This window comes from Polymorphobacter fuscus (assembly GCF_011927825.1).
Lineage (GTDB): Bacteria > Pseudomonadota > Alphaproteobacteria > Sphingomonadales > Sphingomonadaceae > Sandarakinorhabdus > Sandarakinorhabdus fusca.
Genome location: NZ_JAATJI010000001.1, coordinates 1899026 through 1913057 on the forward strand (window position 1 = coordinate 1899026; position 14032 = coordinate 1913057).

Sequence of the window (14032 nt, forward strand, 5' to 3'; positions counted from 1 at the left end):
GACAAGATTCGATGTCCAACGCTCCCCAATCGCTGTTCACCGCGCCGCTGATGTCGGCGGCGGTCAGGGACAGCTTCGTCAAGCTCGATCCGCGCCTGCTGATCCGCAACCCGGTGATGTTCGTCGTGGCGCTGGTCGCCGCCCTGTCCACGCTTCTGTGGATCAAGGGCCTGGCCACCGGCACCGGCCAACCGGGGTTCGAAGGCCAGCTGGTGTTCTGGCTGTGGCTGACCGTGTTGTTCGGCAATTTCGCCGAGGCGCTGGCCGAAGGCCGCGGCAAGGCGCAGGCGGCGTCGCTGCGGGCCACCAAGGCCGAACTGTCGGCCAAGCGGCTCGCCGGCTCCGACGGCGCCCTCGCCAAGGCCTGGACCAATGTCCCGGCCAGCCAGCTGCAGGTCGGCGACCTGGTGCTGGTCGAAACCGGCGACCTGATCCCCGCCGATGGCGAAGTCGTCGCCGGCGTCGCCAGCGTCAACGAAGCCGCGATCACCGGGGAGTCGGCGCCCGTTATCCGCGAAGCCGGTGGCGACCGCTCGGCGGTGACGGCGGGCACCCGCGTCATTTCCGACCAGATCACCGTGCGCGTCACGGCGGCGGCGGGCGAAGGCTTCCTCGACCGCATGATCGCGCTCGTCGAAGGCGCGTCGCGGCAGAAGACGCCGAACGAGATCGCCCTGACGATCTTGCTGGCCGGGCTGACGCTGATCTTCCTGATCGCCGTCGCGACGTTGCCCAGCTTTGCCGCCTATGCCGGGGGCGCGATTGCCGTGCCGGTGCTGGTGGCGCTGTTTGTGACGCTGATCCCCACCACCATCTCGGCGCTGCTGTCGGCGATCGGCATCGCCGGCATGGACCGGCTGGTGCGCTTCAACGTGCTCGCCAAATCGGGCCGCGCCGTGGAAGCCGCCGGCGATATCGACACCCTGCTGCTCGACAAGACCGGGACGATCACACTGGGCGACCGCCAGGCGACGGCGTTCCTGCCGGTGCCCGGCGTTTCCGAAGCCGAACTTACCGCCGCCGCCCGCCTCGCCAGCCTTGCCGACGAAACGCCGGAAGGCCGCTCGATCGTCGTGCTGGCGGGCGCCGGCGACGCGCTGCCGGCAGGGGCGGAGCCGATCGCCTTCACCGCCCAGACCCGGGTGTCGGGCGTTCGCATCGCCGACCGCGAGTTGGTGAAGGGCGCCGTCGATGCCGTCATCAAGCGTCTTGGCGCCCGCGTCGACCCCGCGGCGGCCGCCGCCCTCAAGCGCATTGCCGACGACATCGCCCGCGCCGGCGGCACGCCGCTGGCGGTGGCCGACGGCGCACGCCTGCTCGGCGTCGTCCAGTTGAAGGACATCATCAAGGCCGGCATCCGCGAACGCTTCGGCGAGCTGCGCCGCATGGGCATCCGCACTGTGATGATCACTGGCGACAATCCGCTGACCGCCGCCAGCATCGCGGCCGAAAGCGGCGTCGACGACTTTCTTGCCGAGGCAACGCCCGAGGACAAGCTGGCGCTGATCCGCCAGGAACAGGCGGGCGGCAAGCTGGTCGCCATGTGCGGTGACGGCACCAACGACGCTCCGGCGCTGGCGCAATCGGACGTCGGCGTGGCGATGAACACCGGCACCCAGGCCGCGCGCGAGGCCGGCAACATGGTCGATCTCGACAGCGACCCGACCAAGCTGATCGAGATCGTCGGGCTGGGCAAACAATTGCTGATGACCCGCGGCGCGCTGACGACCTTTTCGATCTCCAACGATGTCGCGAAATATTTCGCCATCCTGCCGGCGATCTTCATCGTGCTTTACCCTGGGCTCGGCGCGCTCGATGTCATGCGGCTGGGATCGCCCGAAAGCGCCATCCTGTCGGCGATCATCTTCAACGCGCTGATCATCCCGGCGCTGGTGCCGCTGGCGCTGAAGGGCGTCAAATATCGCCCTGCTCCCGCCGGCGACCTGCTGGCGCGCAACCTCGCCATCTATGGTGTCGGCGGGCTGATCGCACCGTTCATCGGCATCAAGATCATCGACATGGCCGTCACTGGCCTGGGTCTCGCCTGAGGATATCGACATGTTCACCGAACTTCGTTCCGCTCTCCGCCCTGCCGTCGTCATGCTCGCCGGCTTCACCCTGCTCACCGGCGTCGCCTATCCGCTGCTGGTCACCGGTATCGCCACAGTGGCACTGCCGGCGCAGGCCGGGGGCAGCCTTGTCCGTGACGGCAACCGCGTCGTCGGATCCGCGCTGATCGGGCAGGATTTCACCAGCCCGCGCTATTTCCATCCGCGCCCGTCGGCCGCCGGCAAGGGCTATGACGCCAGTGCCTCGTCGGGCTCCAATCTGGCGCCGGGGTCGAAGGACCTTGCCGACCGCATCGGCACCGCCATCGGAGCATTGCGCGACGAAGGCGTTGCCGGCGCCATTCCCGCCGACATGGTGACGACATCGGGCTCGGGGCTCGACCCCGATATCAGTCCCGATACGGCCCGGCTGCAGGTCGCCCGTGTCGCCGGCGCCCGCGGCCTGCCGGCCGCCGCAGTCGCGACGCTGGTCGAAACGCAAGTGCAAACGCCGCTGCTCGGACTGCTCGGCGAACCCCGCGTCAACGTGCTGGCGCTCAACCGCGCCCTCGATGCGCTGGCAAGGCGGTGACCGCTGGCATGACGGGGAAAAGTTCCGCTACCCTGCCAGCGTGACCGAGGCCCGCCCTTCGCCAGACGCATTGCTGCGCACCGCGCGCCGGGAAAGCCGCGGCCAGCTGAAGATCCTGCTCGGCGCCTCGCCGGGCGTCGGCAAGACCTTCGAGATGCTGCGCGAAGGGGCCGAGCTGGCCGCCGCCGGCCGCGACGTGGTCATCGGGATCGTCGAAACCCATGGCCGCGCCGACACCGAGGCGCTGGTCGCGCCCTTCGAAGTGCTGCCCCGCCGGACCATCCGCCATGGCCCGCACACGCTGACCGAGCTCGATATCGACGCACTGCTCGCCCGCGCGCCCGATGTCGCGCTGGTCGACGAACTGGCGCATTCCAACGCGCCGGGCAGCCGCCACCCCAAACGCTGGCAGGACATCGAGGAGCTGCGCGACGCCGGCATCGACGTGTTGACCACCGTCAACATCCAGCACGTCGAAAGCCTCAACGACATCGTCGCCAGCTTCACCCAGGTGCGCGTGCGCGAGACAGTGCCCGATGCGGTGCTCGACGATGCCGAGATCGAACTGGTCGACCTGCCCCCCGACGAGCTGATCGCGCGGCTGAAGGCCGGCAAGATCTACATTCCCGAGGAAGCCAGCCGGGCGCTCGGGCATTTCTTTTCCAAATCGAACCTGTCGGCATTGCGCGAAATGGCGCTGCGCCGCGCCGCCGAAACCGTCGATCGCCAGATGCTCGACCATGTCCGCAGCATCGGCGCCGCCGGGCAATGGGCGGCGGGCGAACGCATCGTCGTCGCCATCGGCGACCAGCCAGGCGCCGATATCCTCGTTCGCACTGCCAAGCGCCTCGCCGACGCGCTGTCGGCACCATGGACAGCGCTGGTCGTCGAGACACCGCGACACGCCGCGCTGCCGCCAACGGCACAGGACCGGATCGCCGCAGCGCTCAAGCTGGCGGCGACGCTGGGCGCCAGCATCGCCGTGGTGCCGGCTGCCGATGTCGCGGCGGGCCTGCACGCCTGGCTGCGCGAAGCGCGCGTCACCACCCTCGTCATCGGCAAGATGCGGCGGCCCTGGTGGTTCGCGCTGCGCCACCGCTCCATCGTCGATACGCTGGTCCGCGGGCTCGATGGCGTCTCGGTCCATGTCGTGCCGATCGACGCGGTGCCCGCCGCCGATGTGCACACCGGGCATGGCGATTGGCCCTGGCGCCACACCGCATTGGCCGTCGCAATGGTCGCGGCGACGACGCTGGTCGCGCAGCTGCTGGTCCGCGTCATCGGCGTCAACGCCATCGATCTGCTTTACCTGGTGCCGGTGGTGGCGTCGGCGACCCTGTTCGGGCTGCGGCCTTCGCTCGTGGCCAGCATCGCCGCGGCGCTCGCCTACAACTTCTGTTTCCTGCCGCCGCTCTACACCTTTACCATCGCCGATCCCGCCAATGTCGTCACCGTCATCGTGCTGACCGGCGTTGCCTTTGTCGCTTCGCAGCTGGCGGGACGGCTCAAGCGCGAGGCCAATGTCGGGGCGCGTTCCGCCAGCGAGAATGCCGCGTTGGCAGCGTTCGGACAGCGGCTTGCCGCCACCGCCGATGACAGCGGCACCGCGCTCGCCATCTGCGAGGAGGTCGGCCGGCTGCTGGGCGTGCAGACGGTGCTGCTGTGCCGGCACGGGGTGGGGCTCGCCGCCATCGCCGCGGTTCCGGCCGATCCGGCGCTCGGCCCCATCGACATGGCAGCGGCGGAATGGGCGCTCGAGCGCGGCGAGCCCGCTGGCGCCGACACGGCCACCCTGACCGCCAGCGACTGGCAATTTCATCCGCTGGCGACCGCGCTCGGCGTCCTCGCCATCCTCGGCGTTGCCCGGCCCGAACGCGGCGACCCGGTGCCGGGGGACCGCCGGCTGCTGTTCACCACCCTGGTCGGTCAGGCGGCATTGGCGTGGGAACGCATCCGGCTGGAAGCCGACGCGCGCCAGCTGGGCGCGCTCAAGCAGCGCGATTCGCTGCGGATCACCCTGCTCGCTTCGATCGGCCATGATCTCAAGACACCGCTCACCGCCGTTGTCGCGGCGGCCGAAGCCCTTGCGGCTGGCCAGGGCGGCGCCGACGCGGCCATCTTGACCGCCGAGGCGCGTCAGTTGCGCCGGGTCTTCGACGACCTGGTCGAAATGACCCGAATCGACAGCGGCGCACTGGCACAGACGCTGGAGGCCACCGACCTCGTCGATGCCATCGGCGCCGCCGTTCATGACCTCAAGTCCGACCTTGGCCGCCACCGGCTGGTGCTCGACGTGCCGCCATCGCTGCCGCTGGTGGATGCGGACCCGCGACTGCTCAACCATATCCTCATCAACCTTGTTGGCAACGCCGCCAAATTCGCGCCGGACGGCAGCGCCATCACCATCGCCGGGCGCCGAACCGCTGCCGGCGTGACGCTGTCCGTTATCGATTCGGGCCCCGGCCTGCCGGCCGGACGCGAGGCCGTGCTGTTCGACCGCTTTGCGCGCGGGGAAGGCGATGACCGCAGCGGCGGTACCGGCCTGGGCCTCGCCATCGTCAAGGGCTTTGCCGAAGCCATGGGGCTGACCGTCGGCGCCGCCAACCGCGGCGATGGGCCGGGCGCGGTGTTCACCGTCACCTGGCCCGATGCCAAGGTCCGCCGCGCCCGATCCGAGGATATGACCGCATGACCGCGCCACTGCTCATCATCGACGACGAGCCCGCCATCCGCCGGCTTGTGCGTGGCGCGCTGGAGCGCGCCGGCCACCGCGCCGACGAGGCGGAAACGGCCGCCGAAGGCCTGGCGCTCGCCCGCCGGCCGGGATGCGAGCTGGTGCTGCTCGATCTCGGCCTGCCCGATCGCGACGGGCTGGAACTGGTGCCGCTGCTGGTGGCGATGGACCGCGCCGTCGTCGTGCTGACGGCGCGCGACGATACCGGGGAAAAGGTGGCGGCGCTCGATCTCGGCGCCGATGACTATATCGTCAAGCCGTTCGACACCCAGGAACTGCTCGCCCGCGTCCGCACGGCGCTGCGCCACCGCGGCGGCACCGCCCCCGGCCCGTTGACCTGCGGTCCGATCAGCATCGACCTGCTGCGGCGGGAGGTCACGCGCGACAATGTGCTGGTACCGCTGACGCGCAAGGAACTTGCGCTGCTGGCGGAGCTTGCGCGCCACCCGGGCCGTGTCATCACCCATAGCCAGTTGCTGGCATCGGTGTGGGGGGAAGCGCATGTCGGCGATGTCGAATATCTGCGTGTCACCGTGCGCGGCCTGCGCCGCAAGCTGGAGGCCGATCCGGCTGCGCCGACGCTGATCCGCAACGACCCCGGGGTCGGTTATCGGCTGATGTGCTGACCTTTCAGAAAACGGAAACGGCTTCCCGCCCCTTGCGCCACACCCCATATAGAGCGTAGGGGCCGCGCCGCTGCCTCGACGGCATATCGAAAGACAGACCCGCATGGATCTCGTGATCGTGGAATCGCCTGCCAAGGCCAAGACGATCAACAAATATCTGGGGTCGAACTATGAGGTTCTGGCCAGCTTCGGCCATATCCGCGACTTGCCGCCCAAGGACGGCTCGGTCGATCCCGACCATGATTTCGCGATGCTCTGGGAGGTTTCGGGCGATCGCGCCAAGCAGTTGAAGGCGATTTCCGACGCTGCCAAGCGCGCCGACCATGTCATCCTCGCCACCGATCCCGATCGCGAAGGCGAAGCGATCTCCTGGCATCTGCTCGAATGGCTGAAGGGCAAGAAGGCGTTGCCGAAGGCCGGGGCGAGCCGCGTGACCTTCAACGAAATCACCAAGACCGCGATCCTGGCGGCGATGAAACACCCGCGCGAACTCGATTCGGCGCTGATCGATGCCTATCGCGCCCGCCGGGCGCTCGACTATCTCGTCGGTTTCACCTTGTCGCCGGTGCTGTGGCGCAAGCTGCCCGGCGCCAAGAGCGCCGGCCGTGTCCAGTCGGTAGCGCTGCGGCTGATCTGCCAGCGCGAAAGCGAGATCGAGGCCCATCGCCCGCGCGAATATTGGACGATCGACGCCGCGATGGTGTCGGCCGCCGGCCAGGCCTTTCCGGCCCGGCTCAGCCTTTGGCAGGGCAAGAAGCTCGACCGCTTCGACATTCCCGACGCGGCCGCCGCCGCCCGTGCCGTCGCCGATGTGCGCAGCGGTGTTTTCACCGTCCATGCCGTCGATACCAAGCCGGCGACTCGCAACCCCTATCCGCCGTTCACCACCTCGACCCTGCAGCAGGAGGCGGCACGCAAGCTCGGCTTTACCGCCAGCCACACGATGCGCGTGGCGCAGGGCCTGTATGAGGAAGGCCGCATCACCTATATGCGCACCGACGGCGTCCAGATCGCCGGCGAAGCCATCGCCGCCGTCCGCGACGTCATCGCGCAGGATTATGGCAGCGGCCCCGATGTGCTGCCCGACAAGCCGCGCCATTATGCCACCAAGGCCAAGAACGCCCAGGAAGCGCACGAGGCGATCCGCCCGACCGATCTCGGCTATCGCCCGTCGAAAGCGCCGGCCGGCGATGCCGAAAAGCTGTATGCCCTCGTCTGGAAGCGCACCGTCGCCAGCCAGATGGCGAGTGCGAAGATGGAGCGCAGCAGCATCGACCTGCTCGATGCCGGCGGTCGCACCGGGCTGCGCGCCACCGGCCAGGTCATCATCACCCCCGGCTTCCTCGCCGTCTATACCGAGACCAGCGAGGATATCGCGTCGGATGCCGATGACGACGAAGGCCGCCGCCTGCCGCGCCTGACCAAGGGCGAAAGCACGACGACCAGCGATGTGACGTCGAAACAGCATTTCACCGAGCCGCCGCCGCGCTTTTCCGAAGCCTCGCTGGTCAAGCGGCTCGAGGAGCTCGGCATCGGCCGGCCGTCGACCTATGCCTCGATCCTGCAGACGCTGCGGGATCGCGCCTATGTCCGGGTGGAGAAGAACCGTTTCTGGGCGGAGGAAAAGGGCCGGCTCGTCACCGCTTTCCTTGAGCGCTATTTCGAAAAATACGTCGGCTATGACTTCACCGCCGACCTCGAAACCCGGCTCGACGATGTCTCCGCCGGCGATCTCGACTATTTGACGGTACTGCGCGATTTCTGGTCGGACTTTTCCCCCAAGACCAAGGAAATTCTGGAGCTTCGTCCCTCCGATGTGACCGTCGCCATCGATGAATATCTGGCGCCGATGCTGTTCCCGGACAAGGGTGATGGCAGCGACCCGCGGCTGTGCCCGACCTGCGGCACCGGCCGGCTGAGCCTGAAAACCGGCAAGTTCGGCGCCTTTGTTGCCTGCTCCAACTATCCGGAATGCCGCTACACGCGGCAGTTCGCCGGCGATGGCGGTGCGCAGGAAAACAGCGGCCCCGTCCTGCTCGGCACCGATCCCGACAGCGGCGAGCCCGTGACCCTGCGGTCGGGCCGCTTCGGCGCCTATGTCCAGCGCGGGGAAGGGGAAAAGCCGCCGCGCGCCTCCATCCCCAAGGATGCACCGGTCACCGGGCCGGACGACTTCGACCTGGCTTTGCGCCTGCTGTCTCTGCCCCGCACCATCGGCACCCATCCGGAAAGCGGCGAACCGATCACGGCCAGCATCGGTCGCTATGGCCCCTATCTGGCCCATAATGGCAAATACGCCCGGCTGACCTCGACTGCCGAGGTTTTCGAGACCGGCATGAACGCCGCCGTTGTCAAGCTCGCCGAAGCTGCAGCCGCCGGGCCGCGCGCCCGCGGCGTCCAGGCGCCGTTGCGCGAAATCGGTGCGCATCCGGTGTCGGGGGCGGTGATGAAGCTGATGGCCGGCCGCTTCGGCCAGTACATCACCGATGGCGCCACCAACGCCACTGTGCCCAAGACCGAAGACGGCATGACCATCAGCCTCGACGACGCGGCGGCCCTGATCGACGCCCGTGCGGCCATGCCATCCAAGGGCAAGAAGCCGGTCAAGAAGGCCGCGGCCAAAAAGCCGGCCGCCAAGAAGAAGCCGCCGGCGAAGAAGAAGGCCGAGAGTTAAGCAGCCCGTCGGCTGCGTCAATCGATGCGAACGCCGAAGCGCACCATGCGCCCCGGCGACGGCAGGCCGAGCTGCGGCGTGATCACGTCATTGCCGAGATTGTCGACGGCCATGGTGACCGATACGGCCGAACTGCCGATGCGCGCCACGCGCCACTGGGCCCGCAGATTGACTTCATCGCCCGCCGCCAGCTCGGCGCGGTTGCCGGCAGCGTCGAGATCGACGGCCGGACCGACCCGCCGATATTCGCCGCGCAGCAGCAGCGCGTCGAACGGACGGTATCGCAGCGCCCCGCCGACCTCATAGGCTGGCCGCTGCAACAAACGGCGGAATGCCGCGTCGCCCGGATCGGCGCGCGCGCTCATCACCGTGCCGAAGATCTCGGCATCGAGCCCGGCCATCAGTGCCACATTCGCCTGCGCATCGACGCCATAGGTGCGCGTTCCGGACTGGTTGTAACGCTTACGCAACGACACGCCGTTGACCCGGACGACCCGCTGCCCGATCGTGCCCGCGCCGCGCTGGTAAAAGGGATTCACCACCAGATTGGCGGTCGCTCCTTGCCACGCCAGTTCGATGTCGGCGAGCCATGCCGTTTCCGGTCGCAAGTCGGGGTTGATCAGGAAACGGCCCAGCGCCTCGCCGAACAACTCGCGCGCTGACGGAAAGCGCGTGCGGCGCCCACCCGAAAGCGTGAGCGTCGTGTCCCGGGCGACGTCCCCCTGCACCGCCAGCGAAAAGGCAACCGCATCGGTTGCGGGCTGGGCCGGCTTGTCGCCGGTAAGCGGCGTGGTGGCGCGGTCATAGGCGACGCCCGCCGTCGCCTTCACCGGCCCGAGGGGCGCATCGACTTCGGCCCCTACCGTGAACAGGTTCTGCCGGTAGACCAGGCGCGGCCCGGCGACCCCGGTTTGCAGATTGGTGTCGACCTGGGCGTGGCGCGACGTCTGGGCGCTGCTCGTCAGGCGCAGGTCGAACGGCGCGATTGCCGTGGCGAGCACCAGCCGCGCGCCCAGCGTATCGTCTTCGTCATCCTGCCGCGTCCGGCGGACGGTGTAGCTGGCGTTGCTGTAGGCATCGATCGACTGGCTGAACCATTGTCGCCAGCCAACGGCGCGCAGGGTTGTCGCCTCGCCGATATCGGCGCTGGCATTCAGGGTCAGCTGGGTCAGATCGATATCGGGATACCGCCAATAGCGCGGCGCCGCGACCGCGGGATCGCGATCGGACTCGGGCGCGATGCCACGGCGCGTGGTCACCCGCAGCAAGCTGGCACGGGCCGCCACGACCGGTCCCGCATAGCCCAGCGCGCCGAACAGGCTGACCGAATCGAGATCGGTATTGGTCCGTCCGCCGTCCGCCGCCTGGCTGAACGGCAGTGCGGCACGGTCCGCCACCGGCTCGGCGTCACGGGTCACACCCGATGCGGCGAACATCATGTGGAACGACCCGACCGCGGCGCCGCCGACCACCGATCCGGTGGCAAAGCCATCCGATCCGACCTGTGCCATGCCGTGCACCCCGGTCGCGTCATCGCCGGTGCGCAGGTCGATCGCACCTGCCACGGCGTTGGTCCCATATTCTATCGGCACCGCCCCCTTGGCGACCTCGACCGATCGCACCAGCCCGGCGGGGAGCACGCCCAGATCGATCCGTCCGTCCCACGGCACGGCAAGCGGTGCGCCGTCGAGGAACACCTGTGTCTGGCGTTCCTCGGCGCCGCGAACCCGTGCGATGGTTTCGCCGCGAGAATTGGTCTTGGCGGAGACGCCGGGCAGGAAGCGCAGCATCTCCGCCACGTTGCGCGGCTGCCGCTCGATCAGAAAGGCTTCGTCGGCGGTAAGGCGTGGCGGGCGGACACGATCTTCCATCTCGGCGGCGGTGATCACCAGTTCATCGTCGTCATCCGCCCGCGCCGAGGCAGGGGCGATCGCAAGAACCATCGCGGCCAGGGATGCCGCGATACGCAGGCGCTGAGTCAACAATCATGGTCCTTCATCAAGCGCCCGCAGCCCGTGATCGACCACTGCTGCGTCGCAATATGCGATCCCTGCGTCCGATCGTCCATCGACGATGAGCCGCTAATCCATCTTGTCGGCTTTCCAATCAAGGCCTTGCCTTGACCGGCCGCATCGTCTTCGATGATTACGACCCGCGGATGCAATGTGTATCGGACCGCGGGGCCATCGGGGACGGACCATGACAGCCACTTTTTCACGCCTGCTTGTCGCTGCGCTTCTGGCAACGACCGGTCAGGGCCTTGCTGCGCGGGCGCAGGATCCATCGCAATGGTCGGGCCTGCATTACCGCAACGTCGGCCCCTGGCGCGGCGGGCGCGTGACCGCCGTGACCGGCGTGCCGTCGCAGCCCCGCACCTTCTACATGGGCACGGTTGGCGGCGGCGTATGGAAGACGACCGATGCCGGCCACAGCTGGACCAACACCACCGATGGCCAGATCCCTGTCGGTGCGATGGGTGCCGTCGCGGTGGCGGACAGCAATCCCGATGTCATCTACGCCGGCACCGGCTCCTCCAAGATCCGCAGCAATGTTTCGACGGGGCGCGGCGTCTACAAGTCGGTCGATGGCGCCAAGACCTGGCGCTTCATCGGCCTGCGCGACGTCGGGCAAATCGCCACCATCCGCATCAACCCCGACAATCCCGACGAAGTGTTCATCGCTGCCACCGGCGACCCGTTCAAGAACAGCAGCGACCGCGGCGTCTATCGCACCCGCGATGGCGGCAAGACCTGGAAGAAGGTGCTGTTCCTCAATGATTCGCTCGGCGCCGCCGATGTCGAGATGCAGCCAGGCAAGCCAAACGTGCTTTATGCCGCCATGTGGCATGGCCTTCGCCACCCCTGGACGATCATTTCCGGCAGCACCGATGGCGGCCTCTACAAATCCACCGATGGCGGGGACAGCTGGGCAAAGATGGCCGGCGGCCTGCCGACGGGGTTGTTCGGCCGCGCCAACATCGGCGTCAGCGCCGCCGCGCCCGACCGGCTTTACGCGCTGATCGAGGCGAAGCCCGGCCATGGCCTGTATCGGTCGGACGACGGCGGCGCGAAATGGACGCTGGTCAATGGCGAGAACCGGCTCGTCACCCGGCCCTTCTATTACACCACGCTCGGCGTCGATCCCAACAATGCCGACCTGGTGTTCGTCGGCAACGAAAGCTGGTTCCGGTCGGTCGATGGCGGCAAGACGTTCAAGACCCAGGCCACGCCGCACGGCGACAACCACGATGTCTGGATCAACCCGCGCGATTCGCGGCTGATCGTCCAGGCAAACGACGGCGGCGCCAATGTCTCGCTTGATGGCGGCGCGACATGGAGCGTGCAATCGAACCAGCCGACAGCCGAAATGTATCAGGTCGCCGTCGACGACCAATATCCCTATCGCCTCTACGGCGCCCAGCAGGACAACACGACCGTCATCGTGCCGTCGCAGGCGCTTGGCGACCAGCAGGACTATCGGATCGGGCCGGGCTGCGAAACCGGGCCGATCATTCCCAAGCGCGGCGACCCGATGGTCGTCTGGGGGGGGTGCAAGGGGCAGTTCAGCCGCGTCGACCTGCGCACCAACGGCAATGAACAGCAATATTGGGTCGGCAGCGAATCGCTTTACGGCAGCGACCCCAAGGATCTTCGCTATCGCTTCCAGCGCGTCGCGCCGATGGAGGTGCACCCGACCGAACCCAACACCCTTTATTACGGCTCGCAGTACGTCCATCGCTCGACCGACGGCGGCGTCAGCTGGGACGTCATCAGCCCCGACCTGACCCTCAATCCCCCCGACAAGCAACTTGCCTCGGGCGAACCGATCACCCGCGATGCCACTGGCGAGGAGGTTTATTCCACCGTCTATGCCATCCGCGAAAGCACATTGAAGCCCGGTGTGATCTGGAGCGGATCGAACGACGGCCTGGTGCATGTGACGCAGGACGCCGGCAAGAGCTGGCAGAATGTGACCCCGAAGGACCTGCCGCCGGGGGGCCGCGTGCAGAACATCGAACCCGGCGTGCGCGCCCCGGGCACCGCCTATATCGCCGTCTATCGCTATCTGCTCGGCGATTATGCGCCCTATCTCTATCGCACGGATGACTATGGCAAAAACTGGGTCCGCCTGACCAACGGTCGCAACGGCATTGCCGCCGACGAGCCCACGCGCGTTATCCGCGAAGATCCGGATCGCCCCGGCCTGCTGTACGCCGGCACCGAATTCGGCATGCACATTTCCTTCGATCGCGGCGCTCGCTGGCAGCCGTTCCAGCTCAACCTGCCGGCGGTACCGGTCACCGACATCAGGCTGGCGCATGGCGACCTGATCCTGTCGACCCAGGGCCGCGGCTTCTGGATTCTCGACAACCTCGGCGTGCTGCGCCAGTTGCCGTCACAGCCGGCCCGCGCGACCGACCATCGCCTGTACACGCCGGCGGTCGCCGTGCGCGTCAACGCGTCGGGCGACAAGGGCTATGACCCCAGGCAGGGCCCCGAATATATCCTGCCCGGCGCGCAAATCGATTATTTCGTTGCCGCTGCCACGCAAGCGCCGGTCACGCTGACGATCCTCGACGCCGCCGGCAATGTCGTCCGGACGTTTTCGAGCGATGCACCGGCAACGCCGCCCGCTGGCAGCGGCGGGGGTGACGATGATGGCGGCCGATACCGGCCGACCTATCCCACCAGGCTCGACGCAACACCCGGGGTGCACCGCTTCATCTGGGATCTGCGCTACGCCGGCGCGCCGGCACAGGCCCCGGCGGCACCCCAACCCAGCGCACTGCCGCCGACAAGCCCCAAGCCCGGCGAAGCCGCTCCCGGCGGCGTCCAGCCGGGCACCGCGGACCCGACCCGGCCGCGCTGGCCAGCGGGCCCGGTGGCGCCCCCCGGAGCCTATACCGTGGTGATGACGTCGGGATCCTTCACCGCGCGCCAGCCACTGAAAATCGTCGAAGATCCGCGCGTGCTGGCCAGCGGCGTGACGGACGCCGATCTCGTTGCGCAGTTCGATCACAACATGCGCGTGCTCAAGCTGGTCCACGACACCAATCTGGCGGTAGCACGCGTCCGCCAGGCACAGGCGGAGCTGAAGCGATCGCCCGATGAAGCGAAGGCCCGGGCGCTTGCCCCCGTCGCTGCCCGGCTGATCACCCCGCCGATCCGCTACAGCGCGCCGGGTCTGCAAACCCATGTCACCTATCTCTACAGCGAGACGGGTGCCAGCGACCAGAAGGTGGGCCGCGATGCCGTGGACCGGTACACCGCCTTGCGGCAGCAGGTCGATGCCGCCCTGGCCGACGTGGACCGGGTGCTCGGCCCGGCGTCACCGGCCCGCTGAGCGGGCTGGTGACCG

General features: G+C 68.1%; 7 protein-coding genes. 6 read left to right on the forward strand and 1 reads right to left on the reverse strand.

Going from position 1 to position 14032, the window contains the following annotated elements; genetic code table 11:
- The first annotated feature begins 11 nt into the window (after positions 1-11).
- The 5 genes from kdpB to topA all read left to right on the forward strand — a co-directional run bounded on the left by kdpB (position 12) and on the right by topA (position 8674).
- Positions 12-2048: a potassium-transporting ATPase subunit KdpB gene (gene kdpB, locus GGQ62_RS08960; RefSeq protein ID WP_152577632.1), complete on the forward strand. Its 2037-nt coding sequence runs from the start codon at positions 12-14 to the stop codon at positions 2046-2048.
- A gap of 10 nt (positions 2049-2058) precedes the next feature.
- Positions 2059-2640 carry a potassium-transporting ATPase subunit KdpC gene (gene kdpC / locus GGQ62_RS08965; RefSeq protein ID WP_152577631.1) on the forward strand — a complete coding sequence of 194 codons (582 nt, stop codon included), beginning with the start codon at positions 2059-2061 and terminating at the stop codon, positions 2638-2640.
- Positions 2621-5332 carry a sensor histidine kinase gene (locus GGQ62_RS08970; RefSeq protein WP_152577630.1) on the forward strand — a complete coding sequence of 904 codons (2712 nt, stop codon included), beginning with the start codon at positions 2621-2623 and terminating at the stop codon, positions 5330-5332. Before kdpC ends, GGQ62_RS08970 begins: the two co-directional genes overlap by 20 nt.
- A complete protein-coding gene (locus GGQ62_RS08975) occupies positions 5329-6000 on the forward strand; it encodes a response regulator transcription factor (protein ID WP_152577629.1) in 672 nt (223 codons plus the stop codon). Before GGQ62_RS08970 ends, GGQ62_RS08975 begins: the two co-directional genes overlap by 4 nt.
- 103 nt (positions 6001-6103) lie before the next feature.
- On the forward strand, positions 6104-8674 hold the full coding sequence (topA, locus tag GGQ62_RS08980) for a type I DNA topoisomerase (protein ID WP_152577628.1): 2571 nt from the start codon (positions 6104-6106) through the stop codon (positions 8672-8674).
- 17 nt (positions 8675-8691) lie between these two features.
- Here topA and GGQ62_RS08985 read toward each other — a convergent pair whose 3' ends face one another.
- Positions 8692-10617, reverse strand: coding sequence for a TonB-dependent receptor plug domain-containing protein (locus GGQ62_RS08985; protein ID WP_152577627.1), 1926 nt, complete (start codon positions 10615-10617; stop codon positions 8692-8694).
- Between the two features lie 256 nt (positions 10618-10873).
- Between GGQ62_RS08985 and GGQ62_RS08990 the strand changes: the two genes are divergently transcribed.
- Positions 10874-14017, forward strand: a complete 3144-nt coding sequence (locus tag GGQ62_RS08990; protein ID WP_152577626.1) for a WD40/YVTN/BNR-like repeat-containing protein — start codon at positions 10874-10876, stop codon at positions 14015-14017.
- Positions 14018-14032 lie beyond the last annotated feature (15 nt).